Source organism: Pseudomonas sp. S4_EA_1b, assembly GCF_016307435.1.
GTDB classification, from domain to species: Bacteria; Pseudomonadota; Gammaproteobacteria; order Pseudomonadales; family Pseudomonadaceae; genus Aquipseudomonas; species Aquipseudomonas rhodesiae.
Window position 1 is genome coordinate 13,484 of the sequence record NZ_JAEILC010000038.1, and the last position, 22,164, is coordinate 35,647.

General features: G+C 62.4%; 29 protein-coding genes. 3 read left to right on the forward strand and 26 right to left on the reverse strand.

Features of this window, described 5'->3' with window-relative positions; all coding sequences use genetic code 11:
• From YA0848_RS13720 to YA0848_RS13830, 24 genes are all read right to left on the reverse strand, one after another.
• Positions 1-3,024 carry a phage tail tape measure protein gene (locus YA0848_RS13720; RefSeq protein ID WP_232925107.1) on the reverse strand — a complete coding sequence of 1,008 codons (3,024 nt, stop codon included), beginning with the start codon at positions 3,022-3,024 and terminating at the stop codon, positions 1-3.
• The gene (locus YA0848_RS13725; protein WP_010213954.1) at positions 3,014-3,136 is read right to left on the reverse strand and encodes a GpE family phage tail protein; all 123 of its coding nucleotides are present in this window, start codon (positions 3,134-3,136) and stop codon (positions 3,014-3,016) included. The genes YA0848_RS13720 and YA0848_RS13725 overlap by 11 nt, the downstream gene beginning before the upstream one ends.
• 8 nt (positions 3,137-3,144) lie before the next feature.
• On the reverse strand, positions 3,145-3,507 hold the full coding sequence (locus tag YA0848_RS13730; protein WP_177038463.1) for a phage tail assembly protein: 363 nt from the start codon (positions 3,505-3,507) through the stop codon (positions 3,145-3,147).
• A gap of 58 nt (positions 3,508-3,565) precedes the next feature.
• Positions 3,566-4,081, reverse strand: a complete 516-nt coding sequence (locus YA0848_RS13735; protein ID WP_177038462.1) for a phage major tail tube protein — start codon at positions 4,079-4,081, stop codon at positions 3,566-3,568.
• Positions 4,082-4,128: 47 nt separating this feature from the next.
• Positions 4,129-5,319, reverse strand: a complete 1,191-nt coding sequence (locus YA0848_RS13740; RefSeq protein ID WP_177038461.1) for a phage tail sheath protein — start codon at positions 5,317-5,319, stop codon at positions 4,129-4,131.
• A gap of 233 nt (positions 5,320-5,552) precedes the next feature.
• Positions 5,553-5,942: a hypothetical protein gene (locus YA0848_RS13745; protein WP_198731321.1), complete on the reverse strand. Its 390-nt coding sequence runs from the start codon at positions 5,940-5,942 to the stop codon at positions 5,553-5,555.
• A gap of 10 nt (positions 5,943-5,952) precedes the next feature.
• On the reverse strand, positions 5,953-7,392 hold the full coding sequence (locus YA0848_RS36010) for a phage tail protein (RefSeq protein ID WP_232925108.1): 1,440 nt from the start codon (positions 7,390-7,392) through the stop codon (positions 5,953-5,955).
• On the reverse strand, positions 7,389-8,003 hold the full coding sequence (locus YA0848_RS13755) for a phage tail protein I (RefSeq protein ID WP_198731322.1): 615 nt from the start codon (positions 8,001-8,003) through the stop codon (positions 7,389-7,391). Before YA0848_RS13755 ends, YA0848_RS36010 begins: the two co-directional genes overlap by 4 nt.
• A complete protein-coding gene (locus YA0848_RS13760) occupies positions 8,003-8,914 on the reverse strand; it encodes a baseplate J/gp47 family protein (protein ID WP_198731323.1) in 912 nt (303 codons plus the stop codon). The genes YA0848_RS13755 and YA0848_RS13760 overlap by 1 nt, the downstream gene beginning before the upstream one ends.
• Complete coding sequence (locus YA0848_RS13765; protein ID WP_198731324.1) at positions 8,911-9,264, reverse strand: GPW/gp25 family protein; 354 nt, start codon at positions 9,262-9,264, stop codon at positions 8,911-8,913. The genes YA0848_RS13760 and YA0848_RS13765 overlap by 4 nt, the downstream gene beginning before the upstream one ends.
• On the reverse strand, positions 9,261-9,836 hold the full coding sequence (locus YA0848_RS13770) for a phage baseplate assembly protein V (RefSeq protein WP_198731325.1): 576 nt from the start codon (positions 9,834-9,836) through the stop codon (positions 9,261-9,263). Before YA0848_RS13770 ends, YA0848_RS13765 begins: the two co-directional genes overlap by 4 nt.
• Positions 9,837-9,910: 74 nt before the next feature.
• Positions 9,911-10,363, reverse strand: a complete 453-nt coding sequence (locus YA0848_RS13775) for a phage virion morphogenesis protein (RefSeq protein WP_198731326.1) — start codon at positions 10,361-10,363, stop codon at positions 9,911-9,913.
• Positions 10,360-10,770 carry a phage tail protein gene (locus YA0848_RS13780; protein WP_198731327.1) on the reverse strand — a complete coding sequence of 137 codons (411 nt, stop codon included), beginning with the start codon at positions 10,768-10,770 and terminating at the stop codon, positions 10,360-10,362. The genes YA0848_RS13775 and YA0848_RS13780 overlap by 4 nt, the downstream gene beginning before the upstream one ends.
• Positions 10,767-10,985, reverse strand: a complete 219-nt coding sequence (gene lysC, locus YA0848_RS36015; protein ID WP_232925109.1) for an Rz1-like lysis system protein LysC — start codon at positions 10,983-10,985, stop codon at positions 10,767-10,769. Before lysC ends, YA0848_RS13780 begins: the two co-directional genes overlap by 4 nt.
• A complete protein-coding gene (lysB, locus tag YA0848_RS13785; RefSeq protein ID WP_198731328.1) occupies positions 10,885-11,316 on the reverse strand; it encodes an Rz-like lysis system protein LysB in 432 nt (143 codons plus the stop codon). The genes lysC and lysB overlap by 101 nt, the downstream gene beginning before the upstream one ends.
• The gene (locus YA0848_RS13790) at positions 11,313-11,789 is read right to left on the reverse strand and encodes a hypothetical protein (protein ID WP_198731329.1); all 477 of its coding nucleotides are present in this window, start codon (positions 11,787-11,789) and stop codon (positions 11,313-11,315) included. The genes lysB and YA0848_RS13790 overlap by 4 nt, the downstream gene beginning before the upstream one ends.
• Complete coding sequence (locus YA0848_RS13795; protein WP_198731330.1) at positions 11,786-12,628, reverse strand: N-acetylmuramidase domain-containing protein; 843 nt, start codon at positions 12,626-12,628, stop codon at positions 11,786-11,788. Before YA0848_RS13795 ends, YA0848_RS13790 begins: the two co-directional genes overlap by 4 nt.
• Positions 12,625-12,939, reverse strand: coding sequence for a phage holin, lambda family (locus tag YA0848_RS13800; protein ID WP_010213928.1), 315 nt, complete (start codon positions 12,937-12,939; stop codon positions 12,625-12,627). Before YA0848_RS13800 ends, YA0848_RS13795 begins: the two co-directional genes overlap by 4 nt.
• Positions 12,940-13,038: 99 nt before the next feature.
• Positions 13,039-13,248 carry a tail protein X gene (locus YA0848_RS13805; RefSeq protein ID WP_010213927.1) on the reverse strand — a complete coding sequence of 70 codons (210 nt, stop codon included), beginning with the start codon at positions 13,246-13,248 and terminating at the stop codon, positions 13,039-13,041.
• A complete protein-coding gene (locus YA0848_RS13810; protein WP_198731331.1) occupies positions 13,248-13,445 on the reverse strand; it encodes a DUF7415 domain-containing protein in 198 nt (65 codons plus the stop codon). The genes YA0848_RS13805 and YA0848_RS13810 overlap by 1 nt, the downstream gene beginning before the upstream one ends.
• Positions 13,445-13,909 (reverse strand): head completion/stabilization protein, encoded by a 465-nt coding sequence (locus tag YA0848_RS13815; RefSeq protein ID WP_177001734.1) that lies wholly within the window; start codon positions 13,907-13,909, stop codon positions 13,445-13,447. Before YA0848_RS13815 ends, YA0848_RS13810 begins: the two co-directional genes overlap by 1 nt.
• A gap of 103 nt (positions 13,910-14,012) precedes the next feature.
• On the reverse strand, positions 14,013-14,714 hold the full coding sequence (gene gpM, locus YA0848_RS13820) for a phage terminase small subunit (RefSeq protein WP_198731332.1): 702 nt from the start codon (positions 14,712-14,714) through the stop codon (positions 14,013-14,015).
• Between the two features lie 3 nt (positions 14,715-14,717).
• Positions 14,718-15,788 carry a phage major capsid protein, P2 family gene (locus YA0848_RS13825; RefSeq protein WP_198731333.1) on the reverse strand — a complete coding sequence of 357 codons (1,071 nt, stop codon included), beginning with the start codon at positions 15,786-15,788 and terminating at the stop codon, positions 14,718-14,720.
• A gap of 31 nt (positions 15,789-15,819) precedes the next feature.
• Complete coding sequence (locus YA0848_RS13830; RefSeq protein WP_198731334.1) at positions 15,820-16,680, reverse strand: GPO family capsid scaffolding protein; 861 nt, start codon at positions 16,678-16,680, stop codon at positions 15,820-15,822.
• Between the two features lie 154 nt (positions 16,681-16,834).
• Between YA0848_RS13830 and YA0848_RS13835 the strand changes: the two genes are divergently transcribed.
• The 3 genes from YA0848_RS13835 to YA0848_RS13845 all read left to right on the forward strand — a co-directional run bounded on the left by YA0848_RS13835 (position 16,835) and on the right by YA0848_RS13845 (position 20,597).
• Entirely contained in the window at positions 16,835-18,586 is a 1,752-nt protein-coding gene (locus YA0848_RS13835; protein ID WP_198731340.1) for a terminase ATPase subunit family protein, read from the forward strand.
• Entirely contained in the window at positions 18,586-19,644 is a 1,059-nt protein-coding gene (locus YA0848_RS13840; protein WP_198731335.1) for a phage portal protein, read from the forward strand. Before YA0848_RS13835 ends, YA0848_RS13840 begins: the two co-directional genes overlap by 1 nt.
• A 158-nt stretch (positions 19,645-19,802) precedes the next feature.
• Positions 19,803-20,597, forward strand: a complete 795-nt coding sequence (locus YA0848_RS13845) for a DNA adenine methylase (RefSeq protein WP_198731336.1) — start codon at positions 19,803-19,805, stop codon at positions 20,595-20,597.
• Here YA0848_RS13845 and YA0848_RS13850 read toward each other — a convergent pair.
• The gene (locus YA0848_RS13850) at positions 20,594-21,274 is read right to left on the reverse strand and encodes an SOS response-associated peptidase family protein (RefSeq protein WP_198731337.1); all 681 of its coding nucleotides are present in this window, start codon (positions 21,272-21,274) and stop codon (positions 20,594-20,596) included. The two genes, YA0848_RS13845 and YA0848_RS13850, sit on opposite strands and share 4 nt — an antisense overlap.
• A 24-nt stretch (positions 21,275-21,298) precedes the next feature.
• Positions 21,299-21,637, reverse strand: a complete 339-nt coding sequence (locus YA0848_RS13855) for a hypothetical protein (RefSeq protein WP_198731338.1) — start codon at positions 21,635-21,637, stop codon at positions 21,299-21,301.
• Positions 21,638-22,164: the final 527 nt, after the last annotated feature.

Here is a 22,164-nt window from a genome sequence, read left to right on the forward strand (position 1 = left end):
TTACTCCTGGTCACCCAAACGCGAGCGGATGCGGGCGGCCTTGGCACGCTCGCGTTCGTCTAGCAACTGGTTGAGCATGTCGCGCAGCCCGTCAGTGTCGGTGCCCGGGGTAGCGCTGATTTTGATTTCGATGGTGTCGCCCTGGACAACGATGCTGCTGCCTGAATTGGCCGATAGGGGTGGGCGGTTGTCCATGGCCATGGTTCCGCCGGCAGCCCCGAAGCCGATCGCCCCAGCCGCAACCATTTGCTTGCCCATATTGGTGACGGCAGCCAGCGGCCCCTGCTGGCCCTTGACGAGCCCTTGCTCCAGGCCTGCCATGGTGAAGCCGCCCAGGCTGGCGAATACGCGCGACGGCGAGTGGATGCCCAGCTTCTCTTTGAACCAGGTGATCGTGTTGTCTGCGGCGCCGGTGATAGCACCCTTCACTGCGGCTAGGCCATTGGTGATGCCCTGGACCATGCCCTGCATGAGCATGGTGCCGAACTCGCTGAACTTCCCGGGCATATCGACTCCGAAGTAGTTCATTACGCCTGCGAAGGCGCGGTAGAACAGACCCAGGGGGGAGAAGTTGAGGATCAGCGCGGCGATGCCGGCGAGTCCGCCGTTGAAGCCTTCCTTCACCTCTGCCCAAAGGCCAAGGAAATAGGTCTTGATGGGGTCCCAATATTTGTAGATCAGATAGGCGGCGGTGGCGATGGCCATCACTGCTAAGCCGATGGGATTCATCAACAGCGAGCGGCCGAGCCCGAGTACGGCCTTGCCGGCCCACAGTAGGGCACTGCCAATGCCTTTGATAGCGGTGACTGCAGGGATGCTCTTGATGCCGATGAGCGTGAGGCCATAGCCCAGCATTGCGAATGAGCCGAGAAAGCTGGCTAGACCATTGGTGATGCCCTGGGCCATGCGCTGAATGAGCATGGCGCCGAACTCGCTGAACTTGCCAGGCATCTCGACGCCGAAGTAGCCCATCACGCCGGCGAAGGCGCGGTAGAACAGGCCCAGTGGGGAGAAGTTGAGGATCAGTGCAGCGATGCCGGCGAATCCGCCGTTGAAGCCTTCCTTCACCTCTGCCCACAGGCCCAGGAAATAAGCCTTAATGGGGTCCCAATACTTGTAGATCAGGTAGGCGGCCGTGGCTATGGCCATCACGGCTAGACCGATGGGGTTCATCAGCAGCGCACGGCCGAGCCAGAGCACGGCCCTTCCGGCCCACAGCAGAGCGCTGCCCATGCTTTTGACGGCAGTGACAGCCGAAAGGCTCTTGATGCCGAGGAGTGTGAGGCCGTAGCGCAGCATGGCAAATGGGCCGAGGAAGCTAGCCATGGCCAGAGTGACGGCGCCGAAGCCTGCGGCCAGCGCGGCGATGCCGGCCACTGTTTTGAGGATCTGCCCGGCGAGCGCAGGGTTGGCCTTGACCCATGCGGTAACACGGCTGGCCACACGGTTGAAGCTCTCGATCAGCTCGATGAGGGTCGGGCGCAACGTCTCGCCTAGGGTGGAGCTGAGACTGAACGCCCTGTTCTTGGCCATCTCTAGACGGGCCGAGAGGAGCTCAGCGCGGATGTCCGCCTCGCGCTGCATGGAGCCTCTGCCCGCTTCGTCGTTGGCTAGGGCAAGCTGGCGGCGGTACTCGCCCATGTTCTGTGCGAGCTTGGATGCGTCGTCGCCGAACTCCTTGCCGAACAGCTGAGTTGCGACGCTGAGCTGCTGGGTTTTCGGCAGCTTGTTGATGGCGTTCAGCACGTTCTGCAGAGTTTCCGTGGCATTGGTGGCCATGCCGTTCTGCAGCGCCTCTGCCTCAAGTCCCACCGCTTTCAGCCCTTCCTGGAAGCGCTTGGGCTGTTGGGTGGCGATGGCGAGCTCGCGGATCATCGCGTTGGTGGCGGTGCCGGCGACTTCGGCGGTAGCACCGAGACTCAGGAACGTGGAGCCCAGGGCTGCGGCGTCTTTGTAGCTCATGCCGACCGAGGCGGCGACGCCAGCGGTGCGCTGGAGGACGTCGATGATGTCGGCGCCTTTGGACTTGGCGTTGTCGTCCAGGTAGTTGATGGCGTCGCCGAGCTGGTCCACGTTCTTGATCGGCACCTTGTACAGGTCTGCGATGCGCGCCAGGTTCTCGCCGATCTGGTCGGCCGGCAGTTCGAATGCAGTGGCGGCGTTGGCGGCGACCTTGGCGAAGCTGAGCAGGTTGTCTTTGCCTTGGACGCCCATGCGTGCTGCGCCTTCCACAAGAGCGGCGATTTCGGTGGTGGCCATTGGAATACGTTCGCCCATGGACTTGATGGCATCGGCCATTTCGAAGTAGGTGGCTGTGAGCTGGCCGTTATCGTCGCGCGCACCTGATACCTGCTTGGCGACGCCTGCCATGGCGTCCTCGAAGCTCATGTAGTCCTTGACTATGCTTAGCACGGGTGCGCCCATTGCCGCCCCGGCAGCCGCCGCACCAGCGCCGGCGCCGGCCATGCTGCCGGCAAATTGTTGAGTTTTATCGTACCTGGCACGGGCATTTGCCAGCCGCTTTGACTGGGCAGCCAGGCGTTGCATGCGCTGGGTTTGCTCACTGATCTGTTGATTGGTACTTGCGATGCGGTCGCGGAGTTCGCGCTCGCCCTGGACGAGGTTGCGTGTGCTGATACCGGCGGCGCTGAGCTTGCTTCGTAGCCCCTGCAGCTCGGCCTGCTGTTCCTGGTGCTTTTGCTTGAGGGTAGTTGCGGCGCGGATGGCGTCGTGCATGTCCGCCGTCATCTGCTTGGTCGGCGCGCCGGTGGCAGCTATCTGGCGGCCGAGTTCCTTCACTCGATCACGCGCGCCCTGGAGGGCGGTTCCAGTGTTGGCGCTGATGGCGCGCAGACGTTGCCAGCTGCTGACATCGTTCTGCGTAGCTTGCAGCTGCTTGAGTTGGTCTCGGGATTCCTTGAGTGCACGACCGAGGCCGACGCTTCCTTGCATCACTGCGCGGATGGGGCGGGTGGCACGGTCGATAGCCTGGAGGATCACCTCCATTCTCAGATCACTGGCCATCGCTTTTCTCCCAGCGGCTTCTGGCCCGCTCGCGCCATTCCATCAGTTCCGACAGGGGCAACGGGTCCAAGTCCGCCGGCCCCCAGTGAAAGACCATGGCCAGGTCGGCCATGGCGTCTTCTACGCGACGAGGACAGCTTCCTTCGCCGATCTCTGCAGCAAAAAACCTGCAATAGCCAGCCCGCACTGGAACAGGTCCGCGGGGTCCATGCGGCCGACCTCGATGTCGGTGAGGCTGGGCGTGCTGATGCGCGGCAACACCTTGCGCAGGGCGAGTACGTCCATCTGTGCCAGGTCGGACAGGGTCATGCCGCGCAACTCGCCGCTCATGGGTTTGCGCAGAGTTACCTGATCGATCTTCTGCTCGCCGCGGATGATAGGGGTGTCGAGGTTGATGACTTCTTCGTTGGGGTTCTTGCTCGGATCCGCTGCCGGCGCTGCAGCGGTGGCGCGGTCGTCGTGCTTGGCTTCTGGAGTCTGCATGGGGTGGTGCTCCTTGGTTCAGGGGGTGAAGCCGGCATGCGCGCCGGCGGTTAGCGGATTAGAGACCGATGTTCTTGCGGTGCGCGGCGAGCAGGTCTTCGCCGTCGACGATGAACACGAAGTTCAGAAGGTCGATTTCGGTGATGACCTCGCTGTCGACGGTGAGCTTGTAGTAGGTGCAGGTGGTGCTGATCTGATGCTCGGTGTCTTCGCCCGGGGTGGACTCGCCGAAGTCGATCTCCTCATGCCGGCCGCGCACGGAGATTTCCACGGAGCTAGTGCTGCCGTCGTCTTCGCGCTGAACAGAACCGGCGAAGCGCAGAGCAATGCCATCGGCACGAACCGCGCCGAACTGGCGCAAGGCGAGCAGGTCCCAGCCGCCCAGCGTCCAGGCGAGGACGATGCCGTCATCACCGAAGCCGAGGTCGACCTTGACCGGGCCGTCCATACCGCCGCCGCGGTAGGTCTCCATCTTGCGGGCCAGTTTGGGCAGGGTGACAGTCTTGGCGATTCCGCCGTAGAGGTTACCGTCGTTGAACAGGTTGAAGTGCTTGAGCTTCTTGGCTAGGGCCATGGTATGGCGCTCCTATAGCGCAGTCGGGGCAGCGCAAGTGAATTGGATCAGGCCTTGACGCTCTCGGCGAAGGTCATGAGGTAGCGGTCGGTGATCCGCTGGCGGAACAGCAGGTTTTCCAGCGGTGGGACGGGGGTGTAGTCATAATCGAGGAAGAGCTTGCCGGCCTTGAGAGTGGTGGCGTCGTTGGCAGCCGGGTCGAACCAGCACTGGCCGTCGATGAGATAGCCACCGGTTTTCAGCTCGCGGAACTTGGCGTTCACGCCTTCGATGATGTCTTTGACCAGGCTGGCGTGCATGGGCTTGTCCACTGCCCAGAAGTGGGCCTCGGCCATGGTGTCGGCCAACACCTGGGCGGTGCGGGTGTAGTTCTCGAAGGCGAACAGTGGGTCGGCGCTGGTAGTGCGGTTGCCCCAGAAGCGGAAGCCTTCGCGACGGATAAGGGTGGTGACCTCCGCTGCGTTGAGCAGGCCGGCGTCGGTAGCGGGGTTCTGCAGGTCCCAGAAGATGTCTTTGGACAGGCCCGATACGCCGTTGACCGGCACGTTGGACAGGGTTTTGTGCCAACCGACTTGCTCGTCGATCTTGGCGCGCAGGCCCAGGGCGCGAGCGACGGCCGAGGCCGGTGCGTTGGCACTGGTGGCGGTGTCCCAGTTGACGAAGTCCGGCCAGATGAGCATGAGCTCGCGGGAGCCGAAGCCGTCACGATAGGCGATGGCCTCAGAGACGGTCTCGCAGTCCCAGGCGCTGGCGTAGGAGAAGGCGCGCATCTGCTCGGCAATAGCCGCCAGTTCGGTGGCGACGGCGAGGTTGTCCAGACCCGGTACTCCCAGGATGCGTGGGCGCACGCCGAGTTGCACTTCGGCCGCCAGCAGGGCCTTGAGGCCGGTGTACTGACCCTGGGCGGTGACACCGCCGATGATTTTGGTGGTCTGGTTCGCTTCCTTGGCGGCGGCGTCGGCGCCTTCGCCGTCGGCCACGCGGACCACAACTGTGACGGGGTTGGCCTGGTCAGCGATGGCGTCCAGGCTGCGGGCTAGGGTGCCCAGCTCGCCGGCTTTGCCGGAGGCGGTAAGCACGTCGGTCAGCAGCACCGGGGTGTTGAGCGGGAAGGTAGCCGCGTCGGCGTCGCTGCCGGTGCAGACCATGCCCACCACGGCGGTGGCGATAGTGCGAATTGGGCGGATGCCCTCGTTAATTTCGAGGACGCGAACGCCGTGATGGTAGTCGGTTGCCATTGGGCTGCTCCTGGTGGGCGTGATGCCGTTTCAGTGAACCTTGAGAGTGACGCGCGCGCGCAGGCGGGGCGAGCTGCGGGAGGTGTAGCGGGTCGCGCTACAGGACGCACGGGGAAAACCGGCTCGGAGGGCTTGTTCCAGGTGATGGAATGACCGTGAACAGGCTGCCGCGCTCGCCGATTGGGCGAGCGAGGGGAGTGGAGGGGTTTGGTTATGCCAGAAGAAATAGCAACTTATTGCGCGCCCTGGCTTTCAGGCCACGGATATCGCGCTTGGATTTCGTGGAAGCGGGCAATGCCGGCATCTCTCACGGCCTCCCAGCCGGCCTCGCCCATAGTCTGCATGCGGTTGGCTTCAGCGAAGTAGCGATCAGATCCCAAAACAGGCTCGGCATAGGCTGCTAAACGCAGACGTTCGACGTCCTCTCGGGTTTGGGGAGCTGAAGGCAACGGCTGTTTAGTTATCTTTCCCTCGGTAGTGATCGACCAAACACCGTCGGTCTCCTGGATGAGCCTTAGCCATAACGCACTATCAACTTCGACAGCGCCTTTCGGGATCTCATGAGTGCCCTTAATCAGACGTTGGTGAAGAGTTCCGTCAGCGTGAAAGGTTGCGTAGTTCATGTCTTTGTCCTCAAGTACCTACCGCGATAAAACTCAAACCCGCAGAGCCCGTGACTCCGGTGTTGTAGGTCGTAAAATGGTCTACAAAGACGGCGCCCGAAGAGCCTGCTGCGCCATCGCTCAAGCGAACACTGTAGTCACCTGAGACATTGTTGTTGTACGCCCCAACGACTACAGCACCGACATCGTTTGGGAATGGAATTGGAAAGTAAGTCGTGTTGACCACGGAGCCTTTCAGCGTGACCCCCGCGTTCCATTGAACAATCCAACCACCTAACCAGGTTGGGAATACGATGTACCCGACCCGCCCAATCAGAATCCTAAATCCCCAGCGCTGCTTTTTCGGTGTCACGATGGTGCTGTCATCGCTGCCGGCGTTGACTACGTTCTGTGGGGCAATACGTGCAAGGCCCATCGCGCTCTCAGTGGCTTGGATGACTTTCGCGGCAATTGCCTGAAAGACACGCAGAGCGCTCATAGGCTTGTTGGTATCTGCCCCTGTTTCGGCTTCTACCTGGCTGGCGAATGAAACACCGTACCCGGCCAGCGTGTTGGGGGTACCCGTCAAGGCCGAAAACTTGAGTCCTGTCAGACCCGAACCGACACCGGTGATCGGGCCGGTGATATCGACCCCGTTGGAGGTGACTCGAACACCATTGCCACTGCCCCACGGCGCAGATCCGAGCCCCATGAACACCGAGGTGATGGTGTTGTAACTTCCGGTAAAACCAAGCCCGCCTTTTTCGCCTCCGTTGCTCCCAGCGATGAGGCCGCTTGCCCAGTACGGCGAGCCTACAGGTTGGATGTAGATTGCCTTGGCATCGGCCATGTTGATGGAGTCCAACAAGTTGCCGCCAACTAGGCCCATATCTTGAAATGTCGAAGGGTTATCGCCGCCAACGACAATGCCGCGCTTGTTGATGTTTACCCGCGTGTACCTGCCCTCTGGCCGGGATTCCGGTAATACGTTGAGAAACCAGGTGTCTACATATTCCCGCGTTGCTAGGACCACCGAGGGATCAATTTTCAGCTCGACGTTTGAGGTGTTGCTGACGATCAGGTTGATCCGAATGACTTGGGTGCGACCAGAGCCCTGGGTAAGCAGGGGTTTAAACGTCGGTGCGCAGTTGGCAATGGCGACCAGGTCCCCGGCTGCATCGTAAAGGCCGATTTCACGAATCCACCAGCCACCGATGCTTTCAGGGATGATTTGCTCGGCGATGATGACGCTCGCGTTCTTCGGATCGACCTTCACCTGGTTGAGTGGTGCACGTCGGCGCTCATTGATCAGCTTCGTTTGCGTGCGGCTGGGAATCGGGTCTGTACCGTTGGCGTCACCGACACCCATCTGGGCAAAAGTCCACGGCACGCCCAACGCATCGGCGTTGGCTTGCTTGGCCTCTCCGACTGCGGTCAGGATCGCGAAGAATTGGCTGTTTTGGTCGGTCATGGGTAGATGTCCATTGTGTCGATGTGATGTTCGCGGCCACCGACGGCAAGGTAGCCGCTGACATCGATGTCGCGCTGAGTCGGTGGGTAAACACTGAGTTCGTCGCCTTCGTAAACACTGACCCCGATAAAAGCTGTGCCGGTGCTTTCCAGGCTGATGGTCAGGCCGGTTAGGTGGCGGCTTAACGGCTTAGCGTCGTCGATCAGCCAAGTGAGCTCCTGATACATGGCCTCGGTGATTCCGGTGTCGAGCACGCCGATCAGCAGGCGGAAAGTGCCCCGCACGCCCACGGGCACTTCCTCCCACCACTCACGCACCTCGATCAGGTAGCCCAGCGGTTCGACCACGCGGCGCAGCGCGCCGATGGTTCCCTTACGAGAGTGGACGAAGTAAGCGGCCTTAATAGCGTTGCGCTTCGCGCTCTCGGGCCAGGACTGGGACCAGCGGTCGACCGAGAAGGCCCAGGCCAGGTAGGGCAGCAGCGCCACGGGGCAGGCGTCCGGGTTCCAGAGGTCGCGCAGTGGCACAGGCACACGCTCGATCTGCGCCAGAGCCTGGGCGGCAAGGCGCTCCAGCTCGGTGGCGTTGCCCGGCAGTAGGTGCGCGACCATTACTCGGCCACCGTGACGCTGTAATCAGTGCAGTAAGGCGCCTCGGTGAGGCTGGCGACGACGTCAGCCCAGCCGGGCAACTCAACGCGCTTGACGCCCTCGATGTGCAGAGCGGCGTCCAGGGCGGATCGGTTTATCTCCTGGCCGAGGCGACGGCGGGCGTTGACCAGTGCAGCAAGGCGGGTCTCAGCGGCGGCGCGAACTGGCTCGGATTCGGGGCCAGAACTATTCAGGTAGAGCACGGCCTCCACGGTGTAGGGCAGCTCCTTGGCGCTCTGTACGGTGAGGCGGTCGGCCACTGGCCGGCGGTCTTCGTCGCTGAGATAGGCGGCGACCACGGCGAGCAGATCGGGCGTTGCGGTGCCGTTGCCCAAGGCGCTCTGTACGGTGACGACGACCTCGGCCGGCGCCGGGCTGATCGCCGAAGCATCGGCGACGCGACCATCTGCGCTGCGGGCATGGAAAATGTAGGCGTTGCGTGGGCCGGCTGTGCTGAGACCTTCCATTGCCATCTGGATGCGCTCGCGCAGGCTCTCATAGTCCTCCAGAACAGCCGCCACCGGAGGCACTGCAGACGGGTTGGCCGGTGTTATGACCAGGCGCACGACGTTGAAACGGGCGCCGATCTGCTCCAGGTCCGCGCCCTGGGCGAAGGGTAGCAGCACGGAAAGAGCGGCCTCGTTGACACGCTGGCGGAGTAGCGTTTCGCGATAGGCGCTCTCCTGAAGCAGCTTGGTGAGCGGCTCGGATTCCAGGGCGAGGGTGGCGGCCACCTCGGCCTGCTGATCGGCCGGCCAAAGGCTGACGGCGTATGCCTTGCGCTCGGCGAGGATCGCCTCGTAGTCGATCTGCTCGACTACGACGGGCGCTGGCAGTCGACTGAGATCGATAGGGGTAAAGGTGGTGGTCATGTGGAGGCCCCCAGGCTCAGCGGTACGCGCAGGCTGAGCGCTTCGTTGGTGTCGGTGACGGTCCCCTCGACGTCCAGTACGGCGCCGCCCGGTTCGTCGGTGGGGGTGAGTTGCACGCGGCTGAGGCGGATGCGTGGCTCCCAGCGCATGAGGGCCATGGCGATGGCCGCATAGGCTTGCAGGCGGGTGGCGCTGTTGAGCGGCCAGTCCATGAGGTCTGCCATCGGACTGCCGTACTCCCGGCGCATGATGCGGCTGCCGAGCGGCGTGGTGACGATGTCGGCGATGGATTGAGCCAGGTGCTGGCGGTCGCGGAGGGCGCGCCCGGTCTTGGTGCTCATGCCGATCATGGGGTTGGCCCTTCCGAAACGGCGGTGCCTTTGGTGATGCCCTTGGTGCGGTGTTTGCGCAGGCTGATGTCGGCGGCGATGACATCCTCGCTAACGTTCACCGTCCCGGTAACGTGCTGATTTCCGGTCTGGGTGTAGTCACCGTTGTGAGTGATAGGGCCGTCGATCTGGATGCCACCAGTGCTGACTAGGTGAGTGACGCCGCCGTCGGGCAGGATGGCGCGGAGCACATGCGCAACGAAGTCGTACTCGACAACAGCGCCGTCTGGATAGGTACGGCGATGCAGGCCCTCGCGGTCGCCGTTGGCCGGGTTGGCGTCACTGAACAGGCCGACCAAGGCGACTCCCTGGGCGAGCACGCCGGATGGGCTCAGCAGGACGACTTGCTCGCCGACGGTGGGCGGGTTCCATTCTTTAGAGGTGCCTGCGCGCAGTGCCAACCAGGGCAGCCAGATGGTGGTAATTTCCCCGGATTTCACGCGCACACGGGCCTTGGCGACGTCGACCTGGGCGATGGTGCCGAGACGGACGAGGTTTTCGATGAGGCGGGCAAGTTCGGCGAGTTGGTTCATGCCGCTGATGTTGCAGCTCGCGCGCGCGGGGTGCACTTGCCGTGGGCTGTAGCGGGGCGCGCTACAGCGCGATGTCAGGCGGTGAGGTGGGTCAAGAGGCGGTCGCGGATCATTTCGAGGTCGACATCGGTGAAGCCGAGCAGCTCACGGCGGTCGTACTGCACTTCGGCCTGGCCGCGCCCGGGGCGGTCGCGTAGGCCATACTGGTGGACGCGGGCGATGCGTGAGACACGGCCGGCGAAAGCGATGGCGATGGTATTGGGGGTGCTCTGCAGGCGCAGGTACTTGGCCTGGCGCAAACGGGTGAACATCTGGCGCTTGATGCGGCCGACCTTGCCGCGCAGTTGGCGGGGTTTGCGGGTGGCGTAGGGGGTGCCATCCGGGTTGCGCTGGGCGGCGATGCGCTTTTGCTGATTGCGGCGCAGCTCGCGGCCGATGTTGTTGCCAAGTTTGCGGCGCTCGCCAGGGGAGAGCTTGGCGAGCAGCAGGCCGGCCCACTCTTCCAGAGCGTGGAGGTTGTCTGTCACAGCTCGAAGTCCGGCTCTTCGGGGTGGCTGATGTTGAGGCTGCCATCATCCAGACGCTTGACGATGACGCGCTCGGTGAGCGGCAGCTTGAGGGACATATCGACCTTGCCGCCGTCCAGGATGTCGGCCTCGAAGGCGATGGCATCCTTGCCGCGCTCCAGGTTGGTGAGCAGCTCCGGCTGCTGGCGGCGCAGCCACTCCAGCACCGGGATGAACACGCTATCCGGATGGCCGGCGAAGTCGGTGAGCAGGACCTGCAGAGTGTAGGTGTATTCGAAGGACAGACCCTTAGCCGCCGTGCAGCGGACGCTGCCGGCGTCGATGAAGATGAGCAGCCGGTCGGGGTTCTTCTTGAGGCCTGCGACGGCGGTGAGCAGGTGCTCGCGGAGGCTGTTGGGTTTGTTCATGGATTGGCTGCCTTCTGCTGGCACTCGTAGACCATGTCGACCTTGGCTGCGCAGGCTGCCCAGTCGGCCTCGGTGATGTCCTGGTCGTCGAGGAGCTCGCCGTTGGTGGCCGGATCAGTCGCGCTCAGGGTGCAGCGCGTTACGGCCGGACAGCCAGTCACGATATGCGTCTGCTCCGGTGATGGCGGGACGCTGCCGCAGGCGGCGAGCAGCAACAGGCAACTGAGCAGCAGCCCATTCGCGTAGTTCAGCGTTTTCACGTTTCAACTCCTTGATCTGTTGCTTGCGGACGTCCAGCTCGCGGCGCAGGTCCTGGCCAGTCTGTTGCAGCGTGGTCTGGGCCTGGCGTTCGTCTGCCAGGTTGGTGCGCAGGGTGGTGATGGTGGTGGCGTCGCGCTCGACACGGGCGTTGACGGTAGCCAGCTTTTCCTGGGCCAGGGCGGTGCGCCCCTGCTCGGCCTGGCTGCGTTGGTGGAGTCCCCACAACAACAAAGCCAGTGCGCTAAATAACGCAATCACGGCCGCAATCTGGCGCAGTCGGCTCATGCGAACACTTCTCCCAGGCAGAGCCGGCGGAAGTCGTCGGGTGCATAGAATGCGCGCCACTCCTTTACATCAACCTCAGCATCGGAGGGCCAGTAGAACCGCTCGAATCGCCCTCCAGCGGCCTGAATGAGCTGTAGCAGTGTGTCGTCTTTGGATGAGCAATCACCGAGCTTGCGAAGGAAGCGCGCTGTGGTGGCGTAGTAGCCACCTGGTCTGACTTTGACATTCTTCAGCCAGTCAAACTCATCGTAGAACCAGGTGTAGGCATCGGCGTTCAGGCCGGCAGGGAAGGGCTGGCCGTCTTCAACGACCAGAGCATGCGGCAATACTTTTTGGATTTCCGGTACCACGCCACGGATGGTGACGAAGCACACCTTCCGTCCAAGATCCAGCTGCGCCTGGGCCAGCTTCACCAAGCGAGCGGTCTTGCCAGTCATGCGCGGGCTGATATCGAGATAGGCAATCTTTTTCATGCTACCTCCTGCCCACAACCGCAGTTTGCGTGCTGCTCATAGGCGCGTTCGAGCTTTACGTCGTAGAGGTTTCGGGCGTAAGCCGGGCCGTTATAGGCCTTGGCGAAGGCTGGCCACTTCTTACCCTTGAGAGCCTTCAGCAGGGCTGGGTCGGCTTCGATGAAGCGGACGAACGCCTCGAACTGCTGGTTTTCATCCTGGCTCATGAGACGGACGAACTCGTCGACGCTGGCGTAGCCCAGGCGCTCGGCGTGGTAGCCCATGATCTGGAAGGCGCCCCAGCTCGCCGACTCGTTGGCACAGAGCGTGTCGATCATGCGGGCCTGGGCCAGGCGTTGGTGCTCCCCGGCGCCGCCGATGTAGCCGCCGGGCTTGGTGTTGACCAGGGCTGGATACTGGGCGGCGAGCTCGTCGGCGTGGCGGCGCAGAGCGGCCTGGTCATCACCTTCGGCGCGCGGCAAGGCCAGGCGTCGGTGCATAACGTGGCGCTCGAAGAGGATCTTCGGTTTGCCGGTGGCCAGGAAGCCGGAGCCAACGCTCTCGACCTCGTTGACGGCGTAGATGGCGGCCAGCTCGACGCCCAGTCGCTTAGCCGCTGCCGCTAGGGTCGCATTGCGCAGTAGCTTGCTGCAGTCGGTGCCGCCTAGTGCGGCGAGGGTCTTCTCGCCGGCCTTGCCATCGACCACCAGGCCAATCTTGGCTTGATACGCGCGGACGGCCTTTTCGGTTTCGTCGCCGTAGTCGCCATCGGTGACCAGCTTGGAGCCGTGCGCGTTGAGTTGTTGCTGCAGGCGGCGGACTGCAATGCCTTTGTCGCCGTGTTTGAGGGCTTCGGTCATAGCTGGTCTGCCTTGCGGGTAGCGATGCGTTTGAGACTGGAGCGGACGTAGTCGGCGCCGAGCAGACCGACCACACCACCGAAAAAGGGGGCGAACTGCTCAGGGATGCCGAACAGGGCCAGGCCGTTGGTCACTGCCAGGGTGATGAGGCCGCAGATGAAGCCTTCGCCAAGGGCACGACGAAGGCTGCCGCCGGAATAAATGAAGCGGGCCGAGGCGAGCAACGCCGAGAGCACGGCGGCATATATGAGTGGGTGGTGCTGCTCCATCCAGGCGAGCAGCATGGCCCAGGTTTCGGGGCGATCAGGCATCTGTGACATTCCTTGCGTCCTGTGGAAGAGAGCGGGCGAGCTGCACGAATGGCAGGCGGCTGAAGAGGTTGTCTTCGCCTTTGTACGCGGTGAGGTAGATCAGTCCCATAGGTTCACCACTTGGCGCTGTTCGGGTTGAGGGGCGGCGTCCGGCAGGATGACGGTGGTGCCGTGGGGGATGATCGGGCCTAAGTCGGCGAGGCCTGGATTGGCGTCGAGGACGGCCTCGGTGACGCCCGCAGTACGGCCGTAGTAGTGCCAGCAGAGGCTGTCGACGGTGTCGCCCTGGGCGGCGATTACGGTGGCCATCAGTCGCGCCCCTGTTGTTCGACTTGGTCGGGATAAACCCAGGGGCCGTCCTCTGAGACGAGCGCGCCTGGTGATCGGCCGGAGTCGACTTCACGGGAAACGGCGTATCCCAGCGGGTGCATGATTTCGCGGTTGATCCGCTCCAGCAGCCCGAGGCGGGAAATTTCGTTCCAGTCGATGATCTTGGACTTGTTCATCAGAGCAGCTCCACGGTGGCGTGGCTGATGCCAAGGATGGTGCGCAGGGCCTTGCGCGCGTCGCGCCGCAGCTGATCGGGGCTGCTCTCTTCTTCGGTCACCTTCTGCTCGCCGCTGTTCGTCGCGTCGAAGCTGTTGTAGCGCTCGATCAGCTCTGCCAGAGCTCCGCAGTAGATGACGCGGCGGTAGAGGTGCAGCCACTGGCTTTCGCCCTTTATCTTCTCGGCTGGCACGTCGGCCAGCGTGGCGTGGCCTTCGGCTTGGCGCGCGGCGCGGTAGGTGGCGAGCTCGCGGTTCGCCTCGATCATGACGTTTACGGTGGCCACTTCGAGACGGTCGTCAGTGACGCTGGAGTCGATACGCATGGCGGCGCGCAGTTGCTGGCCGTCGATCTCCGGCCAGAAGTCCGCGTTGCTGATCGGGTAGGCGGCGCTGGTGTCGCCGCCCGCAATGAATCCGCTCATGGTAGGGCCTTGAATTGGTGGGCGGTGGTCGGGGCTTCACAGCGCGGGAAGGAGTCACCCTGCTGATCCGCCCCGAGCCGCCCGGGTGCGGGGGACCGCTCGGTTAGCTGGCAGCACCAGCGTGTTTCTTGAGGAGGCGCTCAGCGCGCTCCAAGTCTTTCTTGCCGCCGCAGCTGTTGTGCTGCTGGATGGCGCTTTTTAGTAGGTCAATGCCGGCCTGAATCTGGCCAGGGTGGCCTGGGTTGTTCTCGTCCAGGCCGACCAGAGTGGAACGGCCCAGGGCGAGGGTAAGCTTGGCGCGAGCTTCGTCCGGCATGTCCTGTTCCGCGGTGAGCACAGCAGTGCGGGTCAGGATGTCGTGCGCGAATACGCTGCCGGCCTTCTGGGCCGTCAGTGCGGCTTCTGCCACTTCCTCGGCCACCAGGCAGCCGGTGGTGCGGTTGAAGCGGTTCGGCGTCTGCAGGTTGTGGCGGATGACGTACTCGGCGATGTCCAGGCCGCCGGCGTAGTCGCCCGCGTCGAAGCGCCAGACCATGATGGTGACAAGCACGTCGTCCTGGGCACCCTGGCCGGCGGCGAGGACGCCGTCGACGTAGGGCACGTATTCCGGGAGCAGCTCACCCTTGACCTTCGCCTTGTTCTGTTGCGACTGGACCTGCTTGAGGCGCAATTGATCCTGCTGAAGCTTGGCGAGCATGAGCTCGTAGCTGGTGAGGCCATCCATAAGCGCTGCGGGCGCGGTGCGCGCCGCCTCCTGGGCGGCACGCTTGCGCAGTTGGGTGCTTTGAGCAAGGGTCAGGGCCATGGCTTATGCCTCAGTCGGGGCTGGGTAGGTCATGGCCTCGACGTTCTCCACCAGAGCAACCGCCTCGAAGTCCTCGATGACGTAGGCGTCATTGCTGGACTGGTAGTCAGCAATGCGGTCGTACTCCGGTTCGTCTTTCAGGTGGCGTCGGCGGGCGTCTTCCTGCCAGTAGATGGAGAGGTTCTTGAGGAAGGTGACCAGCACGGTTCCTTCCGGGAAAAACGGGGCATCGACCACTGGCAGGCCGCCGAGACGGGCGCGGCTGACGATTTCCTGTGCGGCGTTCTCTTCCTGGTTGGAGGCTGCGCCTTTTTCCACCGCCTTGAGCAGCTTCTCGTGCATCAGGTCGCGGCTGACCAGTACCACCAGGTCGGGACGGCTACGGTGCCACGGGGCGAGCATTTGGATGGCGTCGAACACCAGGCCGTCGAGGGTCTGGTAGTCGCCACTGATTCCGGTGTCGACGCCGGCCACCTTGATCACTTTGGTGCCGCCTACGGTAACTTTGCCAGCGACCGCGCCCTCATCCATAACGTGATCCGCGGCGCCTTCCCGGATCTTCTGCAGCCAGCCTTTGTTGACGTCCTGCAGCAGGGGGTTGTTAGCGCGGTCGGTAGCCAATGCCGCACTGGTACCGTTGAATCCGATCATGATGCGGTCGAGGGACTGGCGCTCGATGATGGCGTTGGTCAGGCGTACCTGAAAGTCAGGGAACTTGGCCCAGGCGTCGAGTAGCGCGTAGGGGAACGCGGTGTCGAAGTTGGTTTGCTTGCAGGCGTACACGTCCTTGGTCAGTTTGGAGACGTCGGCCGGGTTGCGGCGGTTGCCCGCTGCGGTATTGGTGCGGCTGGCGATGGGACCATTGACCCCGGCGAGCAGGGCTTCGCCTGTTTGCTCGTTGACGCCGATCAGGTTGATGGCCTTGAGGAAGGCGCTGGATTCCTGCATGGCAGTTTCCAGCGTCTGCTGAACGCTGGGGGCGACGTTGAATTTCTCGGTTGCACTGGCAACGCCGTTGAGCAGAGCGATCTGCGCGGCCAGGGCGGTGAAAGCGAGGCGGGTTACGTTACGCATTAGGTGTTCTCCGGGTGCGGGCTGGGTGGTGTCAGAACTTGGTCAGCACTTTGCCGTCGCCGCCCGTAGCTGGTGGGCGGTGCTGCTGGCTGTGGTCTTCGGTGTCACCCAGGCGCTTGAGCAGGTCAGCGAATTCGCCGGCCAGTTTTTCGTGGGCGGTTTGCAGAGTGTTGAGTTTGGTCTGCTCGGTGGTGAAGGCTGTGCCCTGGTCCTTGGCGTGGTTGGCGAGCGCCTCAACGGCTTCCGTCAGCTCGGAGAATTGGGCGTCATCCTTGACAGACTTGTCCTTGCTCTTGCCGAGGGCATCCATGACCCGGTTAAACAGGCCCAAGGCCTTGTTTTCCGTTTCTGCGACTTCCTCGAATTTGATTTCAGTCTCCAGGGCCTCGGTGAACATCGAGGTTGCGGAGTAGTGGCGATCCTTGAATGGGCTGGCGTCTGGCTTCTGCGCAGAGAATGCGAGCACGTCGGTACCCAGGCTTGCTGGCGAATCGGTCACGGCCAGGCCGACGATGTAGGCCTCGCCGCTGTCGGCGAAGCTCTCGTCGATTTCGATGGAGGTATAAATCTTCTGCTTGGCCTTGTTCATGGCCACCAGCTCAGGGGTTGGTTCGATCTGGGCGAACAGGGCGAGCTTCTTCTGACCGGCGATCTCAACCTCTTCAGTCTTGACCGCCGTGATGTCGCCGTAGGCTTTGAAAGGGCTGTCCGGTAGCAGGCTGCGGAAGTGTTCCAGCCATACGCGGGCGCCATAGGTGTTCTGGCTGAAATTTTTGGCGGCTTGCTCCAGCCAAGTGCGCTCGATCTTGCGCTTATCGCTGGTGGCGCCTTCAACGGCGACACGGAACCAGTTAGAGCGGAATTTCTGGGCGGGGGCGTTGCTTGCGGCCATGTGGGCTGTCCTCGATGCGTTGGCGGCGGTTGCCGTTGCGTTGAGGGCATGGTCGACAGTGGAGGAACGCGCGGCAACGCTCTGAGCTTGTAGCTGGGCGCGCTACAGGGCGCGGAGTTAGGGGCTCGCGCGCGTGAGCGGCAGCATCTGCGTCATGAATGCAATCGCCCAGCCGACCACCGATCCGCGCCGCCACGCCAAGTTCCTGTATTGGACGGGCTGGCGCATCACCGATATCGCCGATTATCTCAGCGAGAAAGAGAAGACCCTGCACAGTTGGAAAGCACGGGACGAGTGGGACCGGGCGGACAACGTGGAGCGGATCGGCGGGGCGCTGGAGGCGCGCCTGGTGCAGCTGATCCTCAAGGATGGCAAGACCGGCGGGGACTTCAAGGAAATCGACCTGCTGCACCGGCAACTGGAGCGGCAAGCCAGAATTCAGCGCTACCAGGACGGCGGGAGCGAGACGGACCTCAACCCGAACATAGCCAAGCGAAACGAGGGGCCCAAGAAGGCACCCAAGCGCAACGAGCTGGACGAAGGGCAGATCGAGACACTGGTCGAGGCGTTCCGCGACAGCTGTTTCGACTATCAGCTTGACTGGCACCGCGCGGGGAACATGCGCACCCGCATGATCCTGAAGAGCCGGCAGATAGGCGCGACGTTCTACTTCGCCCGCGAGGCGCTGATCGACGCTATCACCACGGGCCGCAACCAGATTTTTCTGTCGGCCAGCAAGGCGCAGGCGCACCAGTTCAAGACCTACATGCAGTCCTTCCTCAACGAAGTGCTGGGGGTAAAGCTGAGTGGCGACCCCATTGTTCTGTGGAACAACGCCGAGCTGCATTTCCTGGGAACCAACTACCGCACGGCGCAGGGGCGCAGCGGAAATTTCTATTTCGACGAGTTTTTCTGGGTTCATGGCTTCGCCGAGATCAACAAAGTGGCCTCGGGTATGGCTCTGCACAAGAAGTGGCGTAAGACCTACTTCTCGACGCCCAGCAGCATGGCGCACCCAGCCTACAACTACTGGACGGGCGAGCGCTTCAACAAGGGCAAGCCAACGGCCCAGCATATTCAGCTGGACGTGAGTCACGAGGCGCTGCAGCAGGGCCGGTACTGCGAGGACCGCATCTGGCGCCAGATTGTCACCATCCTCGATGCGGAAGCACGCGGCTGCGATCTGTTTGACCTGGACGAACTGCGTGAGGAATACGATGCGGCGGCCTTCCAGAACTTGCTGATGTGCCAATTTGTCGATGACGGGCAGAGCATCTTCCCGCTGTCGATGCTGCAGCCGTGCATGGTGGAAAGCTGGGATTGGCCAGACTACAGCCCCTTTGCGATGCGGCCCTTCGGCGAGCGGCCCGTTTGGGTTGGGTACGATCCTGCCGAGAGCGGCGACTCTGCCGGCTTGGTGGTTGTGGGACCGCCGCTGGTGGCTGGTGGCAAGTTCCGTGTACTGGAGCGCCACCAGTTCCGGGGCATGGACTTCGCCGCGCAGGCCGAAACGATCCGTCAGGTTACCCGCCGCTACAACGTGGCCTATATCGGGATCGACACAACGGGCATCGGTAGCGCCGTTGCTCAGTTGGTGCGCCAGTTCTTCCCGGCGCTGAAAACGTTTTCCTACAACCCCGAAGTTAAGACCCGCCTGGTGATGAAGGCGTGGGACGTGATCAGCAAGGGTCGCCTTGAATTCGATGCCGGCTGGATTGACATCGCGCAGTCGCTCATGGCCATCCGCAAGACCATTACCCCAGGCGGACGCCAGTTCACCTATGTCGCGGGCCGCAACGACAGCACCGGCCACGCCGATCTGGCGTGGGCGCTCTTTCACGCATTGCACAACGAGCCGCTGGAGGGCCGGACAGCGGCCAACACCGGCATCATGGAGATCTACTGATGACCAAGAATCGCAACCGCCGCAGCCAGGACCTGGCGGCAACTACCCAGGCGCGAGAAGGCGAGCTGCTGGTCAAGGATCAGGGGGGCCAGTCGATGGCCTTCACCTTCGGCGATCCGGTGCCGGTGCTCGATGGTCGGGAGATCCTCGATTATCTGGAGTGTTGGGCCAATGGCCGGTGGTATGAGCCGCCTGTATCCCTGGACGGCCTTTCCCGCTCGACGAAGGCAAGCGTGTATCTGCAGTCTGGGCTCAACTTCAAACGCAACGCACTGGCGCGCACCTTTATCCCTCACCAGTTGCTGAGCCGGGCGGCGTTCGAGCAGATAGTCATGGACTGGGGGTGGTGCGGCAACCTGTACCTGGAGAAGCGCGACAACATGCTGCGCCAGGCGCTTGGCCTGCAACCGTGCCTGGCGAAGTATATGCGGCGCGGTACCGACCTGGTGACCTACTACCAGGTGCGCGGATGGAAGGACGAGCACGAGTTCAAGGGCGGGAGCGTCTGCCACCTACGTGAGGCGGATATCAACCAGGAGGTCTACGGTTTGCCGGAGTGGCTGGCGGCTCTGCAGAGCGCCCTGCTCAACGAGTCGGCCACGCTGTTCCGCCGCAAGTATTACCAGAACGGCTCGCATGCCGGGTTCATCCTGTACATGACCGACGCAGCACAGAACGAGGATTTCGTCACTGACCTGCGCGACGCGATGAAGAGCAGCAAGGGGCCTGGTAACTTCCGCAACCTTTTCATGTACGCCCCGGGCGGCAAGAAGGATGGTATGCAGCTGATCCCGATCAGCGAGGTGGCGGCCAAGGACGATTTCGCCTCGATCAAGAACATAAGCCGCGATGACCTGCTGGCGGCGCTTCGCATCCCGCCACAGCTCATGGGAATCGTGCCGCAGAACGCGGGCGGGTTCGGGTCGATCCGCGACGCCGCCCAGGTGTGGGCGCTCAACGAGCTGGAGCCGATTCAGGCACGACTGGCGCAGATCAATGAATGGCTGGGGGATGAGGTGATTCGCTTCCGCCCTTATGAGCTTCCGGCGCAGGGGTAAAACCCCCTGCGCAGCAAACGAGGCGACGAGCTGGTGCGCTAACACCCGCTCGACGCTGAATCACTCGAACACGCCGAGTGCTCCAACCAAGGCCTCGCCCCACTGCGCAGGGGGTGCGAAGCCTAAGCGAATCCAAATGTCGAAACAAGGATCACTTAATGAGCACACCAATTATCCCTTGGATGGGCGGCAAACGCCGTCTGGCAGATCGCCTTATTCCGCTGTTTCCACCTCACGAGTGTTACGTCGAGGTCTTTGCCGGCGGCGCCGCGCTCTACTTTATGCGGCCCCAGGCCGCGCCGGTTGAAGTTCTCAATGACATCAACGGCGACCTGGTGACTCTGTACCGCGTGGTGCAGAACCACCTGGAAGAGTTCGTGCGCCAGTTCAAGTGGGCGCTCAGCTCTCGCCAGGTGTTCGAATGGCAGAAGATGACCAGGCCTGAAACTCTCACCGACATCCAGAGGGCCGCGCGGTTTTTCTACCTGCAGCACCATGCCTTCGCCGGCAAGGTCAGCGGGCAGACCTTCGGTACAGCAACCACTGGCCCGGCCATCAACCTGCTGCGGATCGAGGAGAACCTATCTGCTGCCTGGCAACGGCTGTCGGGTACCTACGTAGAAAACCTGGGCTGGCTGGAATGCGCGGAGCGGTACGACCGGCCGCATACCTTCCACTACATGGACCCGCCTTACTGGCAGACCGCAGGCTATGGCGTGGACTTTCCTTTTGAAAACTACGAGCGAATGGCCGAATTTATGCGCCGCTGCAAGGGCAAGGTGATGGTCAGCATTAACGACCACCCCGATATTCGGCGTGTGTTTGATGGGTTCCACTTCGAAACGGTGGACATCCGATACAGCACTGCTAATCAGCGGCAGGGGAAAGCCGAGGTCAGCGGGGAGCTGGTGATCATGAATTGGGAGCCCGATGCCTTCGGAGGGCTGTTCTAAGGAACGGGCTCAATCAAGCTGGCGTCCTTATTTCTCACGTTGCCCACGGCGGTGCTGACCTTGAACCATTCAAAGGTCTCGGACGGCTCGCCCTGGTGCAACACCATCTGCTCGGCACGTTCCTTTGGCGTTGCCGGATCAAGCCATTCGCGGGCAAGGTCGGGCGTAAGTACCACGGGCCTTCTGTCATGGATGTCCACCATGCCACCAGCGCTATCGGCGGTGATGATCACAAAGCCGTCATGCTCACCTGGTCCTTCATCGGCGTCTGGTAGTTGGCCGATAGCTGCACACAGGATCGGCGCGCCATCTCGCCTGCGGATCAGATAAGGCTGTTTCTTCGGACCGCCTTCATCCACCCATTCAAACCAGTTGTCTATGGGCGTTATTGCCCGGTGCGGCCAAATCGCCCGGAAGAAGGGGCCGTGGGCTACCTTCTCGACGCGTGCATTGATGGGAGCGGCTCGGTCTTTTGCCCAATGCGGACGCCATCCCCACCGCACCGGATCGGCGTGCAGCAGCTCGCCCTGCAGGTGTAGTAACGCAACGTGGGTTGTTGGGGCGACGTTGTAGCGCTCGATAGGCTGATCACCCACCGAGTTTGCCAGGGCATTGGGCATGCTTAGTGCCGCAACAAAGTCGTGAATTCCCCGGTACTGCGACAGTCTTCCGCACATGGCAAACCCTCTTTCCGATTGACCTTAGACAATCGTGGTCGGTCGAGGTCTCATTTCATTGAAGATCCGTCGCAACTCATCGGCTTCCCGCCTGCTCACATTAGCCGAGGTGGTGAGGTCGGCGATTTGCTTACGCATTACTGCCGCTTCGGCGCCGCGCTCACGGAGATACCCCGCAAACTCAATGTTCTTCGTCTGGGTTTCCAGCAGCATCTGACTGATACCGAAAACGTCTGCCCGCGCTTTGCGTAATTGCAGGTTGAGCTCCTGGATCTCGTTCTCCAGTAGACGGCAATGCTGTCGGTACATCTGCAGTGGGGTAGGGAGGCCAAGCCATCCTAGGGTGTCTTCATCATCGTTCATAAGCACGAATCCAATACTGTATGCGCATACAGTATATCGCGTTTGGTCACGACGCGATTTGAGGCGACGAACTGTAAGGGGGGAGGAGGAGATTGGGTCGGAAAATTGAGCTGGCACAGGTGAAAGTTTGCGCTTCAGCAGCGTGAAAAAACCCAGTCCAACATAGCATTTGCTGGCTGTCACGGCAAGCTTAGGGGGCTGCGTGAACCAATAAACACGGGGCTTTCAGCCTGTATGGGTCGAGCGAGCAGTCGCAGCCAGGACTGGCCTAGGCACCGCCGACGCCAGGCCCCGGAGTCGGGTGGTACACGCGGGACACTGACGTGCCACAACAGGGAGGTGGTGTGCTTCAGCACTCGGCGCGCGCGCTCGTCCCCCCGCCACGCCCGCGGGCTAAACGTGGCGCATTTTCTGCGCCCCTGCAGACCACCCAGCGCGGCCAAGGCAGCGGGCTGGAGGCAGGGTATGGGGCGAGGCAAAAACCTGCGATTCCCTGCACTGGAGGGGCTTTTACGGGGTATGGGGTG